Consider the following 17,531-nt stretch of genomic DNA (forward strand, 5'->3'; position numbering starts at 1 on the left):
TTCATCCACAGATTGCCCTCGCCGTCATGTCCATCGAACATATATTCGATACCGTCGCCTGCATGGGCACCTTCTGGAACTCGGCGCAGGCGCAGGAGCGGATCGGCGCCGCGCTTGACGCGATCGACGCGGCCCACGACGTGCTGCGCCGGACCCCGTCGGATGTGGTCGGTAACGCCTTTCGGGTCGAGGTCGCCGAACGCCTGGAGATCCAGCACCGCACTAACCGGGGTCTGATGTATCGGGTCTTCGGTGAGATCGCCGACCGGCCGGACGGCCCCGGGTCGGTGCCGTCGGTGCGCACCACGCTGTGGGCGCGACTTCGTATCACGCCCAAGGAGATCACCCGCCGCTTCAAACTCGCCGCCCGTATTCAGCCGCGGCGTTCCCTGACCGGTTTACCGCTGGAACCCGAGTTCCCGGCCTTGTCGGCGGCGGTGTCAGCCGGCACGGTCGGCGAGGACCACATCCGCGCCGTGTGCGCCGCTGTCGACACGTTGCCCTCCCGCGTCTCCCCCGCCGACGCGGCAGACGCCGAGCGCAGGCTGGTGCAACACGCGGCCACAGTGGACGCAGCCGTGGTCACCAAACTGGGCCGGCGCATTGCCGACTACCTAAATCCGGACGGTCTTTTCAACGACGTCGACCGGGCCCGCCGCCGTGGGCTGCACCTCGGCCCTCAGGGCCCAGACGGAATGTCACGACTGTCCGGTCTGCTGGATCCCGAGACCCGTGCCTACTTTGAAGCCGTCGAGGCCGCCGTGCGGCCCGGCCGCCATCAGCCCGATAGTGCGGATGGCGATACCGAGGCGCGCGATGAGCGCACACCGGCCCAGCGCTGCCACGACGCCCTCAAGATCGGCCTGGAATCGGCCATCGGCTCCGGTCAACTCGGCGTGCACCGCGGTCATCCCGTCACGGTGATCGCCACCACCACGCTCGCCGAACTCGACCAGGCCGCGCACGCCGCCGTCGACTCGTCGGTCCCGATGCCTACACCCGCGCACACCGGCGGTGGCTCGCGCCTGCCCATGCCGGATCTGCTTCGCATGGCGTCCAAGGCAATTCACTATCTGGCCGTGTTCGACGAGCACACCGGGCGTCCGTTGTATTTGGGCCGCCAAAAACGGATCGCGACCGCAGATCAACGGATCATCTGCTATGCGCGCGACCGCGGATGCACCCGGCCCAATTGCCTCGAACCCGGTTATCACTGCGAGGTCCATCATGCGCCCGAGTGGGCGAACGGCGGCCGGACCGACGCGGACAAGCTGTTTTTCGCCTGCGGCTCCGACCACCGCGCGGCGAGCCGGGGCGAATGGCGAACCGCGGTCGCCGGCAATGGGCGACTCCGCTGGAGCGACGGGGCCGGACCGCCGGGCATCAATCACGCGCACCATCCCGACGAGCTGCTCCGCGGCGATCCTGACCCGCCCGAGGGCGATTCCGCACCCGCCTAGTCGAGCGCGAAAGGCCGGAAGCTGCCGTCGAGTACCTGCAGGTGCCCGATGCTGCGTCCGGTGACCTTGCCGGGGTCGACAAGCGCCAATTCCACTGCCGCGCGGGCGAATTCATCCGCCGAGGCGGTGTCGTCGAAGTTGCGGGCATAGTAGGAAAGCCCCGGCGTGAGGATCGGCTTGGACGGCGACAGCGCGTTGACCGCGATGTTGTGGTCGGTGAGATCGAACGCCGCGCATTGGGTGAGATGCTCGAGCGCGGCTTTGGATCCGCCGTAACCAGGCAGCACACCGCCGCTGCGGTCGGCGTACGGACCATCACCGGGCAGTCGCGACGCGACCGAGGTGATGTTGATGATCGAGCCGCCGCCCGCCTCGATCATGTCGGGGCACACCAGCTGCATCAGCTCGTAAGCCGCGAACACCGCGATATCGAAATGCCGGCGATACGCGTGCAACGGCGTGCTGACGAATCCCGGCCAGCCCGGCTTGGCGCCGCCGCTCGGCGGCTTGGCGGGCTTGGTGCGCGGTTCGGCGCCGGGCACCGGCGGGCGGCCGGGCGCGGTGAAGGCCGCGTTGTTCACCAGAATGGCGATGGGGCCCAACGCCTCTCGCGCCGAGTCCACCAGCCCGGCGATCTCCTCGCGGTCGGTCAGATCGGCCCGCACCGCGACGGCGCGTCCGCCCGCGGCCTCCACGTCGGCGACCGTCTCACCGATCGTTCCCGGCAGCCGGTCGTCCCAGACCTCTTCGGTGCGCCCGCCGACCGCCACCGCGGCGCCCTCGGCCGCCAGCGCCAACGCGATCGCGCGGCCGAGGCCGCGGCTGGCGCCGGTGACGATCGCGGCGCGCCCGGCGAGCCGGCCCGTCATCGCCGCACTCCGTGCACGACGATGGCCGTGGTCTGTTCCACCCACGCGTCGTCGAGCTCTTCCTCCGGGCGCAGCAGCATCCGCAACATCGTCGCTCCCCCGATCAACTCGATCAAGCGGTCCGGATCCACGTCGGGATGGGCTTCGCCGCGGTCAACCGCCTCGCGCAGCCGCAGCCGCACCGCGGTGAACAAGTCCGCGAACCGCGACATCACGCGCGCGTTGAGCGCGGGATCGGCCGTCATGTCGGCGACCAGGCCGGGCAGCGCGGCGCGCACCACCGGGGTGGTGAACACGTCGCGGGTGGCCTCGATCATCATCCGCATGTCGGCGGCGATGTCCCCGGCCGGCGCCTCCAGCGCGGTGGGGGCGACCGGGAAGGCGGCCTCGTGCACCAGCTCGGCCTTGCTCGACCATCGCCGGTACAGCGCCGACTTGGTGGTGCCGGCGCGCTCGGCCACCGCGGCCAGACTGATATTTGAATAGCCCGTTTGGACAAGCAGTTCCGCGGTCGCCGATAGAATGGCCGAGTCGATACGCGGATCGCGCGGGCGTCCGGCGCCGGGGGCCTTGTCAAGGCCGGACGGGTCTGCTTTCATAACGCTACCTACCGTATCGTAATTGCCGCGAAAAAGTCTCAAAGAATGGAGGCACTCCCGTGGCCACTGAACCGGCAGTCGACAACGTCGACCGGCTGCAGCGCTCCAGCCGCGACGTCACCACGTTGCCGACGGTGATGTCGCGCTGGCTTTCTACCGTACTGCCCGACGGCGCAAAGCCCGAGGTGACCGTGGAAAGCGGCGTGGATTCGACGGGCATGTCGTCGGAGACCATCATCTTGACCACCCGCTGGCAGCAGGACGGGCAGCCGACCGAGCAGAAGCTCGTGGCCCGGGTGGCGCCCACCGCCGCGGACGTGCAGGTCTTCCCGACCTACCGGCTCGACCACCAATTCGACGTCATCCGCAAGGTCGGCGAACTCACCGACGTGCCCGTGCCCCGGGTGCGCTGGCTGGAGAACACCGGCAACGTCCTGGGCACACCGTTCTTCGTGATGGATTACGTCGATGGGGAGGTGCCGCCCGACGTCATGCCTTACACGTTCGGCGGCAACTGGTTCGCCGACGCGCCCGCCGAGCGGCAACGCGAACTCCAGGACGCCACCGTCGGCGTGCTGGCGCGATTGCACTCGATTCCCGACGCGCAGAACACCTTTGGCTTCCTCGCCGAGGGCCAGACCGGCGACACCGCGCTGCGCAAGCACTTCAACTGGGTGCGGTCCTGGTATGACTTCGCGGTGCCCGACATCGGGCGATCGCCGCTCCTGGAACGCACCTTCGACTGGCTGGAGGCCAACTGGCCGGCCGAGACGGCCGCCGCCGAACCGGTGCTGCTGTGGGGCGACGCGCGGGTCGGCAACGTGCTGTACCACGACTTCGCGCCGGTGGCGGTGCTGGACTGGGAAATGGTGACGCTGGGGCCCCGCGAGCTGGACGTTGCGTGGATGATCTTCGCGCACATGGTCTTTCAAGAGCTCGCTGGCCTGGCCACGCTGCCGGGGCTGCCGGAAGTGATGCGCGAAGACGACGTGCGCGCCACCTACGCACGCCTGGCCGGTGTCGAAATCGGCGACCTGCACTGGTTTTACGTGTACTCGGGCGTGATGTGGGCGTGCGTGTTCATGCGCACCGGCGCGCGGCGGGTGCATTTCGGCGAAACCGAAAAGCCCGACGACGTCGAATCGCTGTTCTACCACGCCGGGTTGATGAAACGTCTGATCGGAGAGGACCAGTAATGCTCGGACCGCTCGACGAATACCCGGTACATCAGATCCCCCAGCCGATCGCGTGGCCGGGCTCCTCGGACCGCAACTTCTACGACCGCTCCTACTTCAACGCCCACGACCGCACCGGGAACATCTTTGTGATCAGCGGCATCGGCTACTACCCCAACCTCGGGGTCAAGGACGCGTTCCTGCTCGTGCGGCGCGGGGACACCCAGACCGCCGTCCACGTCTCGGACGCCATCGACCAGGATCGGCTCAACCAGCACGTCAACGGCTACCGCGTCGAAGTCGTCGAGCCGCTGCACAAGCTGCGCATCGTGCTCGACGAAACCGAAGGCATCGCAGCCGATCTCACCTGGAAAGGGCTGTTCGACGTCGTCCAGGAGCAGCCGCACATTCTGCGTTCGGGCAACCGGGTCACGCTGGACGCCCAGCGTTTTGCCCAGCTCGGCAGCTGGAGCGGGCACATCGTCATCGACGGCGAGGAAATCACCGTCGACCCCAACACCTGGCTGGGCAGCCGCGACCGGTCCTGGGGTATCCGCCCGATCGGCGAGGCCGAGCCGGCCGGCCGGCCGGCCGACCCGCCCTTCGAGGGCATGTGGTGGCTGTACGTGCCGATGGCGTTCGACGACTTCGCGATCGTGCTGATCATCCAGGAGGAGCCCAACGGGTTCCGCTCGCTCAACGACTGCACCCGGATCTGGCGCAACGGCCGCGTCGAGCAGCTGGGCTGGCCGCGGGTCAAGATCCACTACCGCTCCGGCACCCGCATCCCGACCGCCGCGACCATCGAGGCCACCGCCCCCGACGGCACCGACGTGCACTTCGACGTGGAGTCCAAGCTGCCGGTCCCCATCCACGTCGGCGGCGGCTACGGTGGCGACTCCGACTGGATCCACGGCATGTGGAAGGGCGAGAAGTTCGCCGAGCGGCTGACCTACGACATGACCGATCCGGCGATCGTCGCGCGCGCGGGGTTCGGCGTGATCGACCACGTCGGCCGGGCGGTGTGCCGCGACGGCGACAAGCCACCGGTCGAGGGCTGGGGCCTCTACGAGCACGGCGCGCTGGGCCGGCACGACCCGTCGGGATTCAAAGACTGGTTGACCGTCGCGCCGTAACCGGTGCGCGCTTCACAATTTCGCCCTGCGAATCGCAGAAATGCGGTTCACTAGACCGCGTGTCAAAGCCGCCCCGGATCGTCGACGTCGTCGTGGTCGGAGCGGGCTTTGCCGGGCTCGCCGCCGCGCGTGAGCTGAACCGGCAGGGCCATGACGTGGTCGTCTTCGAGGGCCGCGACCGGGTTGGCGGGCGGTCGCTGACCGGCAGCGTCGCCGGATTGCCGGCCGATCTGGGCGGCACGTTCGTCGGGCCGACCCAAGACGCCGTGCTGGCGATGGCGGCCGAACTCGACGTCCCGACCACGCCCACGCATCACGACGGCAAGAACCTGATCCACTGGCGCGGCTGGACGCACGCCTATCGCGGCACCATTCCCAAGCTGTCGCTGACCGGCCTGTTGGACATCGGGCGGCTGCGCTGGCAGTTCGACCGGATCGCCCGCGCCGTCCCGCTCGCAGCGCCGTGGGACGCCCGCCGGGCGCGCGAACTCGACGGCCTGTCGCTCGGCGGTTGGCTGCGCTCGGTGCGGGCGACCGCCTCGTCGCACGACCTGCTGGCGATCGTGGCGCGGGTGACCTGGGGGTGCGAACCCGACGACGTGTCGATGCTGCACGCCGCCCGCTACGCGCACGCGGCCGGCGGCCTGGACCGGCTGCTCGACGTCGAGGACGGCGCCCAACAGGACCGCTTTCCCGGGGGCACGCAACAGATCGCCGAGGCCGCCGCCGCCGAATTGGACACGCGGGTGGTGCTGGGCGCACCGGTGCGGCGCATCGAACGCCACGGTGCGGGCGTGACCGTCACGACCGACGTCGGCGAGACCGAGGCCGGCTTCGTCATCGTCGCGATCCCGCCGGCCCATCGCGCCGCGATCGAGTTCACTCCCCCGCTGCCCGCCGAGTACGAGCAACTCGCCCGGCACTGGCCGCAGGGCCGGCTCAGCAAGGCGTATGCCGCCTATTCCACACCGTTTTGGCGGACCGACGGCTTCTCCGGGCAGGCGCTGTCCGATCAGGGCCCCGTTTTCATCACGTTCGACGTCAGCCCGCACCCCGACGGTCCGGGCATCCTGATGGGTTTCGTCGACGCCCGGGCGTTCGACTCGCTGCCGGGCGATCAGCGCCGACGCGACGTGTTACGTTGCTTTGCAACGCTTTTCGGTGACGATGCGCTCAAACCGCTCGACTACGTCGATCATCGTTGGGGCGCCGAGGAATTCGCGCCTGGCGGTCCGACGGCGGCGGTGCCGCCGGGGTCGTGGACCCGGTTCGGACGTTGGTTGCGCGAACCCGTCGGCCCGATTCACTGGGCCGGCACCGAAACCGCCGACGAATGGACCGGGTTCCTCGATGGGGCGATCAGGTCCGGCCAGCGTGCGGCGGCCGAGATCACCGCGCTGTTATGAGCTGATCCGACTGGTCGCGGCGTGGTGGATCGCCGCGTCGGCCAACGCGCGCAGCTGGCCGCTCACCTCGCGGGGGTGCTCCAGCATCGAGCAGTGCCCGCCGGGCAACTCCACCAGCCCGACCAGATTGGGCACGTCGCGGGCGATCCTGCGGGACTGGCCGATGGGTGTCAGCCGGTCGCGTTCGCTGCCAATGACCAGCGTCGGCACCGTCAGCCCGCTCAGGTCGAGATAGCGCGACCCCATCGACGTGACCAGCGCCCGCGCGCAGCCGGCCCGCCCCAGCGGCGACGTCTTCTCGAAGAGCTCATAGATCAAGCGGGCGATGCTCGGGTCGGCGTCGCGCCCGGTCGCCAGCATCGCGACCACGTAACGGCTCGGGATGCGCGCCGCACCCGGGACGGGAAACCCACCGAACGCGCTGATCAGTGCCCGCCCCGCGAGCACCCGCGCCGGCGCCAACCCGTGCGGCACCGCGAGCAGTTGCACGTTGCGGACCAGGTCGCCGCTCGTGGTGTTGATCAGCGCGACGGCGTCGGCGCGCCGGGGCACCTTGTGCCGGTAGCGCTCCGACCACGCCGCGATCGTGATCCCGCCCATCGAGTGGCCGGCCACCACGGCCCGCTCATGCGGTGCCAGCGTCGCGTCCAGCACCGAATCCAGGTCGGACGCAAGGTGTTTGAGGCTGTACCCCTTGGCCCGCGGCACCCCGCTGCGGCCGTGCCCGCGATGATCGAACGCGATCACCCGGTAGTCACCGGCCAGATCCGCGATCTGGTAGGCCCACGCGCGGATCGCGCAGGTGATGCCGTGCGTCAGGACGATCGGATACCCGTCGGGGGGCCCGAACACCTCCGCGTGCAGCCGGGTGCCGTCGACCGCTCGGACCGGCACGGTGCGACTCGGCGGGAGCCGTTCGGGGAACGGGTCAACTGCGCGTACCGCCCGCCGAGCACTCATGTCCCGCTCCCCCCTCGAACACGGCCCCGTCGCCGCAGCTAAGGATGAGACGATTTTATCCCGATATCCGTTAGGGATTTGGGAAATCCGGCAAACGATTCTTATGAGACGCTTAGACCCGTGTCTCGGTTGTCGCGGCGGGCGTTCCTCGCGGCCACCACGGGCGTCGTCGCCGCTCAGATGGCGGCCGCGTGCGCGCCCCGACACCCGCCGCCGGCCACCGGCCGCGCGCCGGAGGACACCGACGCGGTCCTCGTCGTCGGCGCCGGGCTGGCGGGACTGTCCGCCGCGCGCACCCTCGCCGACGCCGGACGCGCGGTGCGGGTCCTCGAAGCCCGCGACCGCATCGGGGGCCGGGTGTGCACTGACCGCGGCTGGGGGGTCCCGCTGGAGCTGGGCGCGTCGTGGATCCACGGCGCGAGGGACAACCCGCTGACCGAACTGGCGCGACGGGCGGGGGCCCGGCTGGTCGCCACCGACTACTACGGTTGGGCTGAACTCGTGGCCGATCCCGCTCTGCGGCCGGCGGATTACCGCACCGCCACCTGGCGCGCGTTCGTGGAACGGGCCCGCAACCGACGAAGCGCCGGCAGCTTGGGCGACGCCGTCAAGGCCGCCGCCACCGCCGCGAACCTCTCCCCGTCGGACCGCGCCCAACTGGCCTTCTATCTCACCACCGAAGTCGAGGACGAATACGCCGCAGACGCGGATCAGCTGTCGGCGAGCACGTTTGACAAGGGTGACGATGCCGGCGGCGACCAGGACGTGATCACCAACGGCTATGACGCGCTGCCCAAGTCGCTGGCCGACGGACTGACGATCGAGCTCGAGACACCGGTCACCGCGATCGCGCACCGTGACGACGCCGTCGTCGTGCGGACCGAGCACCGGGCGCTGCGGGGACCGGCCGCGATCGTTACGGTCCCCCTCGGCCTGCTGAAAGCCGGTGCGCTCGCGTTTGATCCACCCCTGCCCGACGGGCACGCCCGGGCGATCGACGCGCTGGGCTTCGGCGTCCTGTCCAAGAGCTTCTTCCGCTTCGACGCACGAACCTGGAAGGTGGACAACGCCTTCTACCAATACCTCGGCCCCGAAGACGGGCTGTGGTCGCAATGGTTCACCGCGGGAAGCGACGCGGGCCCGATCGCCGTCGCGCTCAACGGCGGCACCCGCGGCCGATTCGTGGAGGCGCGCTCGCCCAGCGATCTGTTGGCCAGCGCGCTGCCGATCGCGCGCCGACTCTTCGGTGACCGTATCGCGTTGACGGACGTCCGGACGTCGAACTGGAGCGTCGATCCCTATGCGCTCGGCGCCTATTCGTTTCATGCGCCCGGCTCGGGTCCCGACGACCGGCGCCGACTACAGGAGCCGATCGGCGACCGGCTCTACCTGGCGGGCGAGGCGGTCGGCGTGGACAATCCGGCCACGGCGGCCGGCGCGGTGTTCAGTGGCCGCTACGCCGCGAACCAGCTGCTGCACCGGTTGAGCGGTTGACCGCGGCCCTCACCCCGGGGTCTGTTGGCGCAGCGTGGTGTGGGGGCTTTGCCCGTAGGTGTGGCGGTAGAGCACCGCGAACCGTCCGGTGTGCGCGAACCCCCACCGTTGCGCGATTTCGGTCACGGTCGAGGTGCCTGCCGTCGCCGCGATCAGCTCTAGATGAGCGCGGCGCAACCGGATACGACGCATGTACTCGGTGGGTGTGGTGTCGAGCTGGCGGCGAAACAGGTACTGGACCGCCCTGGGTGTCAGATGCACCGCCGCCGCGACGTCGTTGATGCCGATGTCCTCGGTGGTGTGGCGGTGGATGAACGACACTGCCTCCTTGAGCGTTTCGGGCAGTGCGGCATCACCGGCCGGATCTTGCTCGGTCAGGTTGGACGGGTAGCACTCGAGCAACGCGCCGGCCAGCAGGTTGGCCATGGCCGCGGCGATCATCGGCTGCTGGGCGGTGTCGGTGGAGGCCAGCGTGGTCAACGCGTAGTCGAGCGCCCGACGCCAGGCCCGCACCGCGGCGCGCGAACGTGGGCGCCACTTCAGGAACTGGGTTTGTTGCGACAGCGCCGTGTGCCATTCGGCGGCGACCGCGTGCAGCACCTCCGGCGCAAGGACGACGACATCGAAACGGGCACCGTTGCAGCGCAATACACAGGACATGCCGTGGGCGATGAGTATCGGGAAGTCCGGCGTCGCCGGGGGCCCGGCCGCAACGCTCAACGATCCCGTGCGTGGCTGAATCACGACGATGGTGTCGCTCGCCGGGATTTCGAGTGTCAGTCGGCCCTGGATCGCCACCTCGTCCACCGTCATTGTCCCGGTGTCCCTACGCCGATGCGACACCGCGCAGTGGCCGGTGAATTCGGAGAGCCGCCAGCCCGGCCGATAGGCGCCGGCGAACAACCGCCGCGCCGCTTGCGCATCGGCACTGCGAAATTGCCTGCATTCCACCGCGACCGGATGGAGCCGGCGCTCCGCGTCGGGGCAGCATTCGGCCCCGGTCGCCTCGGCCGGCGCGACGGCGGAACTGACCACCCCGGAGGGCTTGGAGTCGGTCCCACGCGTCGCGGTGGTCATGGCCGGCCCAGATGGCGGGCCGCGTGTACCCCCGTCATTGCATCACCGCGCCGCCGTCGATGACAGACCCGCCGGTGCCTTCTCGTGCGCCCCGAGCCTTTGGTAGATATTCAGCGCGTCGAGCGCAATGCGCTGCCACGCGAAGCGTGACTGCGCGCGGCTGCGACCGGCCGCCCCCATGCTCTCGCATTGAAAGCTTTGGGCGAGAAGCCTTCTCAATGCGGCAGCCAGGCCGGCGGGATCTTCGGGCGGCAACACGACGCCGGTGATGTCGTCGAGGACGACGTCGGCCAGGGCGCCCATGGTCGCGGCGACCACCGCCACGCCGCTGGCCATGGCCTGCAGCGCGGAGGTGGGACGTGGCGGCTGGCGGGGCGTGCACACCATGACGTCGGCGGACCGGATCCACATCGGCAGGTCGTTGCCGGGGATCGTGCCCGCGAAGCGGACGCGGTCGGCAACACCGAATTCTTTGGCCAGGTACTGCAACTGGGCGCGCGCGTCGTCGTGCACGGCGTTGGTCGCGTCGGTTTCCGCGATCACCAACTCCGCACCGGGAACCCGGTACAGCGCGCTGATCGCGATATCAAAGCCGTTATCCTGCAACGGGTTCGGCGCCACGCACAGAACTCGCTGCAGCGCGCCACGAGCTATTTCCGGACCGGCCGGGCTGTAGAGTTCGGAGTCCACGCCGCAGGTGAGGGTGGACACCCGCGCCCGGCTGTGACGCAGGTGGGCCAGCATGTCGAGCTCGGCGCTGCTCTCGCCGGTCGCCCACGTCGCACTACGCGCCAGCAGCGGCTCGACGCGCCCGCGCTCGCTGTTTTGCGCCTGGAACAGGGCGGGGGGGTGCGTGGCGCCGGCCAGGCCAAGAAAGCTCTGCACGACTGGGACGCGCCGGCGCCGTGCGGCCAGTTGGGCGGCCAATCCGCCCAGCCACCCGTAGGCGTGCACGACGTCGGGGGGTTCCTTCGTCCAGACGCGCTCGAGTTTGGCCGCCCAGTCCCCGACGTAGGGCAACACCTCGTTGGCGGAGCCCACCGCGCGCGGGCCGACGGGGACCGTCACACAGCGGTAGCCGCCGGGGGCCTTGGCTCGCCGTCGACCGCTGTGCCGTCGGCAGACCGTCGCGTCGTGCCCCTCGGTGGTCAGCGCGGTGCCCAGCTGCTCGGGGTCCTCCCCGACCACGTCATCACCGCTGACGATTGCGATCTTCAAACCGCGATTCCCTCCGCCCAGGCGCCGCGCGCCGACATCACGTGGCATACCACCGGCGGGCATCCGCGAAACGAACGAGATCCCCGCTTCGCCTCCGGGGCTGGCGATTCTTCCGCAGCGCCCGGTTGAACTGGTTAGACGCCCGCTCGGCGCGCGCCGGCGCCCAGGCGAGGGATCAGAGCTGGTTCTCCCGACCGACCACTGCCCATACAGTCTTGCCCGACCGCGTCGGCGCAGTCCCCCACGCCCGGGTCACCGCGGAGACGATGGCCAGTCCGGAGACGATGTCGGCGCCGCGGTCGGCATCTTCGCGCCGTCCGGGCAGATGAGGACTGTCGTCCTCGACCGCGACGGTGACGGCGTCTCGATAGCTCTCGACGATCAACACCGGCGCGCTCTCGGTGTGGTCAAGAGCGTTCTCGACGAAAACGGTCGCCACTGTTGCCGCGGCCGCGACGACCTCGCGGATATCCCATTGCTTGAGCCGATCCGTGACCACGCCACGTGCAAGGCCGATGCTGCCACTGGATCGCGGAAGCTCGGTGCGCGCCCGTCGCCGGACCTCGAACGATCGATCGCGCGCAGCGTCCAGCGCGAGCGTCCGGGTGGAATGTATCGGCACATATCGGGTGACGCCGGCCGCCGCGATCGCCCGGCGTACCGCTGCGCGTCCGCATACCAGCAGTATCGGTACGTCCGGCCACACACTGACATGCCAACGAGCACTTTTGAACACTGACCAGGCGGAAACGGATGTAGCGCGCAGACGGTCGACATCAACTATCACCGCAGGAGGCCCGTCGATCGCGGCCTTGATCACCGCGTCGCGGACCGCGAGATAGGTCTCACTATCGAGCCCGCCCTCCATCGTCAGGACGGGTATGTCCCTGCGAATGTCCGTCTCGATCCGGATTTCCGGGGGAGGAACGTTCATCCGACGTCGCTCCCATGCGGGTCGCGGACCGCCCGATTTCTGCCGCCACCATCAGCCGCCGCAATCACCACTTTCGTCTACCCCTATCGATGCCAGGCAACCCTCGAAGTGAGGGACAGGGGCGCGTTCGGGCTGTTTTACACGGGTTTGACGGTGGTACCCCCACACCGTTGAGCGGCCCAGCACAGCAAAGCAGTCCCCATCACAGCAAAACCGGGCCCCATTCCAAATCAGGCAGAGAGGCAGGCCATGGCCACCGACCAGAATCCCAAGCAGCGAGACCTGGAGTCCGCACGGTTCCGTCGGGACACCGGATACCTGACGACCCAGCAGGGCGTGCGCGTCGACCACACCGACGATTCGTTGACCGTCGGTGAGCGGGGACCGACCCTGCTGGAGGACTTCCACGCCCGCGAGAAGATCACCCACTTCGACCACGAGCGCATCCCGGAGCGCGTGGTGCACGCGCGGGGCGCCGGCGCCTACGGTTACTTCGAGCCGTACGACGACTCGTTGGCGCAGTACACCGCGGCGAAATTCTTGACGACGCCCGGCCTGCAAACCCCGGTGTTCGTGCGGTTCTCCACGGTGGCCGGGTCACGCGGCTCGGCCGACACCGTGCGCGACGTGCGCGGCTTCGCCACCAAGTTCTACACCGAACAAGGCAACTACGACCTGGTGGGCAACAACTTCCCGGTGTTCTTCATCCAGGACGGCATCAAGTTCCCCGACTTCGTGCACGCGGTGAAACCCGAGCCGCACAACGAGATTCCGCAGGCGCAGTCGGCGCACGACACCCTCTGGGACTTCGTGTCGCTGCAGCCCGAGACCCTGCACACCATCATGTGGCTGATGTCGGACCGGGCGTTGCCGCGCAGCTACCGCATGATGCAGGGCTTCGGCGTGCACACCTTCCGGCTGGTAAACGACCGCGGCGAGGGAACTTTCGTGAAGTTCCACTGGAAGCCGCGGCTGGGCGTGCACTCACTGATCTGGGACGAATGCCAAAAGATCGCCGGCAAAGACCCCGACTACAACCGCCGCGACCTGTGGGAGGCCATCGAGTCGGGCCAGTACCCGGAATGGGAACTCGGGGTTCAGCTCGTGCCCGAGGAGGACGAGTTCAACTTCGATTTCGATCTGCTCGACGCGACGAAAATCATTCCCGAAGAACAGGTTCCGGTTCGACCCGTGGGCAAGATGGTGCTGAACCGCAACCCGGACAACTTCTTCGCCGAGACCGAGCAGGTCGCGTTTCACACGGCGAACGTGGTGCCCGGCATCGACTTCACCAACGATCCGCTGCTGCAGTTCCGCAACTTCTCCTACCTGGACACCCAGCTGATCCGGTTGGGCGGCCCCAACTTCGCCCAGCTGCCGATCAACCGTCCGGTGGCCGAGGTCCGGACCAACCAGCACGATGGTTACGGGCAGCACGCGATCCCGCAGGGCAGGTCCAGCTACTACAAGAACAGCATCGGCGGCGGCTGCCCAGCCCTGGCCGACGAGAACGTGTTCCGGCACTACACCCAGCGCGTCGACGGGCAGACCATGCGCAAGCGCGCCGAGGCCTTTGAGAATCACTACAGCCAGGCGCGGATGTTCTGGAAGAGCATGACGGCTGTGGAAGCCGAACACATTGTCGCGGCGTTCGCCTTCGAACTCGGCAAGGTGGAAATGCCCGAGATCCGTTCGGCGGTGGTGGCGCAGCTCGCGCGGGTCGACGGTGAGCTGGCCGCCCAGGTCGCCGCGAAACTGGGGCTGCCCGCGCCCCCCGAGGAACAGGTCGACACGGTGACCGCCTCGCCGGCGCTGTCACAGGTCATCGACGCGGGCGACACCATCGAATCGCGCAAGGTCGCGGTGCTGGCCGCCGACGGCGTCGACGTGGTGGGGACACAGCGCTTCATCGAGCTGATGGGACAGCGCGGCGCCATGGTCGAGGTGCTGGCGCCGGTGGCCGGCGGCACGCTGGAAGGCGGTTCCGGCGGCGAGCTTCCCGTCGACCGCTCCTTCACCACGATGGCGTCAGTGCTCTACGACGCGGTTGTCGTGGCGTGCGGACCGCGCTCGATCGCGACGCTGTCCAACGACGGCTACGCGGTGCATTTCGTGACCGAGGCCTACAAGCACCTCAAGCCCATCGGCGCTTACGGCGCCGGCGTCGATCTGCTGCGCACCGCCGGTATCACCAACCGCCTCGCCGAGGACACCGACGTGCTCAACGACCAGTCGGTCATCACCACTAAAGCCGCCGCCGACGAGTTGCCCGACCGCTTCGTCGAGGAATTCGCCGACGCGCTCGCGCGGCACCGGTGCTGGCAGCGGCGCACCGACCCGGTTCCGGCCTAGCGCCGGTGTTTTCCCCGCAGCCACCGCGGGCATAACTGAAAAGGCGTCTCATCGTGGACAGGAGGATGGATCATGCCGCGTTCGTCGATCAAGAACGAAAAGATGTACCAGGATCTGCGCAAGAAGGGTGACTCCAAGGAGAAGGCCGCGCGGATTTCGAATGCGGCCGCCGGCCGGGGCAAATCCTCGGTGGGCCGCAAGGGCGGCAAGTCCGGGTCCTACCAGGACTGGACCGTGACCGAACTGAAGAAGCGGGCTAAAGAGCTTGGTATGTCAGGCTACTCGAGCCTGACGAAGGACAAGCTGGTAGCCAAGCTGCGTAATCACTGACGCGTCAGGCCGAGCCGTTCGGCCAGCACCAAGAAGGCGGCCGCGTAATCGTTGTCGGCGGTCTGCGCCGCGATGCGCTGCCAGTCGAGGCGTTCGCGCACCGCGCGCACGGCCGGCAACAACCTGGCGAAGTCGCAGTGGTGTTCCCCCAGGGAGCGCAACTGCTGCACGAGCACCATGGTGGGCGGCAGCACCGGCATGCTGATCGCCAGGACTTCCTGCACTTCGGCCTGTTCCAGCGCGTCGGCAGCGACGGGCACGCCGTTGATGCGATGCAGCACGTCGACGAGCGTGTCGCCGGTGCGCGCCTTGAACAACCAATCCTCCGGGGGACGTTCGATAGCGAAGCCGGCGTTGGTGAGCGTGGCCACCGCGGTCTCCACGTCGGCCTCGGCCACCACGAGGTCCACGTCGTGGCTGGGTTCCGGTGCGCCGTAAGCCCATAACGCGTAGCTGCCCGCCAGCGCGAAGCGCGGCCCATGTTCCTTGAGCGCCGAGGCAGCGCACTTCAACGCCTCCCGCAACCGCGAGGCGCAGCTGGTCGCGTCGGCATGTGCGTCGAGGGGTGACATGGTGCCTTAGGTGATACCCCGCCGACGGCGCGGGCAACCTGACGACGGGCGGTCGTAAGGCCGTTTAACTTGCCCGCAACGGGGAAATCGTCCGTTATGTCAACCGCGGTGCCACGCCCATATGATGCTGCGGCCGTCGTGATTTCGGCCTGCGCCCCCGACACCCTCATGCGATCGAGGGCGCTCGCTGCGGGTGGTCCGGCGTGACGGCGGGCCTGGTCGAGCACTGGCTCGAGTCCGGACGGCTCGAGTTGCCCCTTCCCGCGTCGGGACGCACGGCCGAACGCTGGCAGCGGCTGGCGCGGCTCGCCGAGGACAACATCGTCGCGGCCAGGATCGCCGAGTCCCACGTCGACGCGGTCGCGATACTGCATGAGTTGGGCGGCAAGCCGCCCGACCCGGGCCAGCTGTGGGGTGTGTGGACCGCGGAGGCCCCGGACACGGCGCTGACGGCCACCGACACCGACGGCGTGTACACCTTGCACGGCACCAAGGTGTGGTGTGCGGGTGCCGGGTTCTGCACGCACGCGCTGGTGACCGCGCGGCTCGAGGACGGGTCCCAGGGACTGTTCGCGGTGACGGTGACCGATCCCGCCGTCAAGGCGTTGCCCAGCACCTGGTGGAACGCGGGGATGGCGGGCAGCGACACCAGGCCGGTCCAGTTCACCAACGCCCAGGCCGTCGCCGTGGGCGATCCCGGAGCCTACCCGAATCGGCCGGGGTTCTGGCACGGCGCAATCGGTGTCGCCGCCTGTTGGCTCGGCGGGGCGCGCCGAGTCGCGGACCCGCTATATCGCTGCGCCGCAAGCCAATCCGCCGACGCGTACTCGCTGGCACACCTGGGGGCGGTCGATGCGGCGCTGGCCGCCAGCGACGCGATCCTGGCCGAGGCCGCGATCCAGGTCGACGCCGATCCGTTCGACCGATCCGGGACCGCGCAGCTGCTGGCCCGTCGCGTCCGCACGGTCGTGGAACACGCTGTCGACGAAGCGATTACACGCACCGGACGCGCCCTGGGCCCGGGCCCGCTGTGCCAGGACGGGCGGCACGCTCAACGGGTCGCCGATCTGAGCATCTACATCCGGCAGAGCCATGCGGAGCGAGACCTGGCCGAACTCGGGCGGTTGGCGGGCAAGCAGGCGGTAAGGGCGCCGTGAAAACCGCGCCGGCGGGCAACTGCGCGTTTGCGGCCGATCCGCTGACCCACGGCGGCACCCCGGTGCCGTTGTGGCTGGCCGCTTTCGAGGAGAGACCGCTGCCGGCATTGGATCTGGCGGAGTGCCGACGGCTGGTCGTCGTCGCCCCCCATCCCGACGACGAAACCCTCGGCCTCGGCGCGATGACCACCCAACTGACCGCGATGGGGGTGGACGTCCAGGTGGTCTCGGTCAGCGACGGTGGGGCCGCCCAGCCCGCAGTGTCGGCCTCGGATCGGCTCAGGATGGAAACCATCCGCCGATACGAATTGGGCCGGGCGGCAAGTCTTTTGAACGCCCCCAGCCCGATCTCGTTGGGCTTTCCCGACGGTGAGCTCGCGGATCACGAGGACCCGCTGGCCGACACCCTGGCGGAGATCCTCGAGGGCGACGGGCCGACGACCTGGTGTGCGGCGACGTGGCGGGGCGACGGACATCCCGATCACGAGGCCGTGGGACGCGCGGCCTCGGCCGCGTGCGCCCGCGCCGACGCGACGCTGCTGGAATATCCGGTGCTGATGTGGCATTGGGCGCATCTCGCCGATCCCGCGGTGCCGTGGAGCCGGGCCTATTCGGTGCCCTCACCCAGTTGGGCGATGGATCGCAAACGCCGCGCGGCGCAATGCTACCGAAGCCAACTCGAGCCCATCGACGCGGAATCCTCGCCCATCTTGCCGAGATTCGTGCTTCAGCGGTTGCTCGCGGTGGGCTCCGCGATCGGAGAAGTCGTATTTCGGTGACCCGCACGCCCAA

Annotated in this window: 16 protein-coding genes; 9 read left to right on the forward strand and 7 right to left on the reverse strand. The window is 69.0% G+C overall.

All coding sequences use genetic code 11. From position 1 onward, the window contains the following. Positions 1-62: 62 nt before the first annotated feature. Positions 63-1,460, forward strand: coding sequence for an HNH endonuclease signature motif containing protein (locus G6N26_RS11415; RefSeq protein WP_067176842.1), 1,398 nt, complete (start codon positions 63-65; stop codon positions 1,458-1,460). Here the strand turns inward: G6N26_RS11415 and G6N26_RS11420 are convergent. Further along, positions 1,457-2,329, reverse strand: coding sequence for an SDR family NAD(P)-dependent oxidoreductase (locus G6N26_RS11420; RefSeq protein WP_067176816.1), 873 nt, complete (start codon positions 2,327-2,329; stop codon positions 1,457-1,459). The genes G6N26_RS11415 and G6N26_RS11420 overlap by 4 nt on opposite strands. Beyond that, on the reverse strand, positions 2,326-2,928 hold the full coding sequence (locus tag G6N26_RS11425) for a TetR/AcrR family transcriptional regulator (protein WP_067176821.1): 603 nt from the start codon (positions 2,926-2,928) through the stop codon (positions 2,326-2,328). The genes G6N26_RS11420 and G6N26_RS11425 overlap by 4 nt, the downstream gene beginning before the upstream one ends. A gap of 59 nt (positions 2,929-2,987) precedes the next feature. Between G6N26_RS11425 and G6N26_RS11430 the strand changes: the two genes are divergently transcribed. The 3 genes from G6N26_RS11430 to G6N26_RS11440 are packed head-to-tail and all read left to right on the forward strand — an operon-like array spanning position 2,988 to position 6,645. Beyond that, positions 2,988-4,124, forward strand: coding sequence for a phosphotransferase family protein (locus G6N26_RS11430; protein WP_067176824.1), 1,137 nt, complete (start codon positions 2,988-2,990; stop codon positions 4,122-4,124). After that, the gene (locus tag G6N26_RS11435; RefSeq protein WP_067176828.1) at positions 4,124-5,239 is read left to right on the forward strand and encodes a hypothetical protein; all 1,116 of its coding nucleotides are present in this window, start codon (positions 4,124-4,126) and stop codon (positions 5,237-5,239) included. The genes G6N26_RS11430 and G6N26_RS11435 overlap by 1 nt, the downstream gene beginning before the upstream one ends. Before the next feature lie 59 nt (positions 5,240-5,298). Beyond that, positions 5,299-6,645: a flavin monoamine oxidase family protein gene (locus tag G6N26_RS11440; RefSeq protein WP_067176830.1), complete on the forward strand. Its 1,347-nt coding sequence runs from the start codon at positions 5,299-5,301 to the stop codon at positions 6,643-6,645. On the opposite strand, the gene G6N26_RS11445 is transcribed toward G6N26_RS11440, so the two are convergent. Beyond that, positions 6,640-7,605 (reverse strand): alpha/beta fold hydrolase, encoded by a 966-nt coding sequence (locus tag G6N26_RS11445; RefSeq protein WP_083019006.1) that lies wholly within the window; start codon positions 7,603-7,605, stop codon positions 6,640-6,642. The genes G6N26_RS11440 and G6N26_RS11445 overlap by 6 nt on opposite strands. Positions 7,606-7,725: 120 nt before the next feature. On the opposite strand from G6N26_RS11445, the gene G6N26_RS11450 reads away from it, so the two are divergent. After that, the gene (locus G6N26_RS11450) at positions 7,726-9,099 is read left to right on the forward strand and encodes a flavin monoamine oxidase family protein (protein ID WP_232067559.1); all 1,374 of its coding nucleotides are present in this window, start codon (positions 7,726-7,728) and stop codon (positions 9,097-9,099) included. 9 nt (positions 9,100-9,108) lie between these two features. On the opposite strand, the gene G6N26_RS11455 is transcribed toward G6N26_RS11450, so the two are convergent. The 3 genes from G6N26_RS11455 to G6N26_RS11465 form a co-directional block, all read right to left on the reverse strand. Further along, positions 9,109-10,176, reverse strand: a complete 1,068-nt coding sequence (locus G6N26_RS11455; RefSeq protein ID WP_083019008.1) for a helix-turn-helix transcriptional regulator — start codon at positions 10,174-10,176, stop codon at positions 9,109-9,111. Positions 10,177-10,218: 42 nt separating this feature from the next. After that, on the reverse strand, positions 10,219-11,394 hold the full coding sequence (locus G6N26_RS11460) for a glycosyltransferase (RefSeq protein ID WP_067175308.1): 1,176 nt from the start codon (positions 11,392-11,394) through the stop codon (positions 10,219-10,221). Between the two features lie 175 nt (positions 11,395-11,569). Then, on the reverse strand, positions 11,570-12,328 hold the full coding sequence (locus G6N26_RS11465; protein ID WP_083019010.1) for an STAS domain-containing protein: 759 nt from the start codon (positions 12,326-12,328) through the stop codon (positions 11,570-11,572). Positions 12,329-12,577: 249 nt separating this feature from the next. On the opposite strand from G6N26_RS11465, the gene G6N26_RS11470 reads away from it, so the two are divergent. Next, a complete protein-coding gene (locus G6N26_RS11470; protein ID WP_067175297.1) occupies positions 12,578-14,680 on the forward strand; it encodes a catalase in 2,103 nt (700 codons plus the stop codon). A gap of 72 nt (positions 14,681-14,752) precedes the next feature. Continuing rightward, positions 14,753-15,010 (forward strand): DUF7218 family protein, encoded by a 258-nt coding sequence (locus G6N26_RS11475; RefSeq protein ID WP_067175296.1) that lies wholly within the window; start codon positions 14,753-14,755, stop codon positions 15,008-15,010. Here the strand turns inward: G6N26_RS11475 and G6N26_RS11480 are convergent. Next, positions 15,004-15,582 carry a nucleotidyltransferase family protein gene (locus G6N26_RS11480; RefSeq protein WP_067175294.1) on the reverse strand — a complete coding sequence of 193 codons (579 nt, stop codon included), beginning with the start codon at positions 15,580-15,582 and terminating at the stop codon, positions 15,004-15,006. The genes G6N26_RS11475 and G6N26_RS11480 overlap by 7 nt on opposite strands. Before the next feature lie 203 nt (positions 15,583-15,785). On the opposite strand from G6N26_RS11480, the gene G6N26_RS11485 reads away from it, so the two are divergent. After that, the gene (locus G6N26_RS11485) at positions 15,786-16,739 is read left to right on the forward strand and encodes an acyl-CoA dehydrogenase family protein (RefSeq protein ID WP_083019012.1); all 954 of its coding nucleotides are present in this window, start codon (positions 15,786-15,788) and stop codon (positions 16,737-16,739) included. Further along, positions 16,736-17,518: a PIG-L deacetylase family protein gene (locus tag G6N26_RS11490; RefSeq protein ID WP_083019014.1), complete on the forward strand. Its 783-nt coding sequence runs from the start codon at positions 16,736-16,738 to the stop codon at positions 17,516-17,518. Before G6N26_RS11485 ends, G6N26_RS11490 begins: the two co-directional genes overlap by 4 nt. Positions 17,519-17,531 lie beyond the last annotated feature (13 nt).

This window comes from Mycobacterium marseillense, assembly GCF_010731675.1.
GTDB classification, from domain to species: Bacteria; Actinomycetota; Actinomycetes; order Mycobacteriales; family Mycobacteriaceae; genus Mycobacterium; species Mycobacterium marseillense.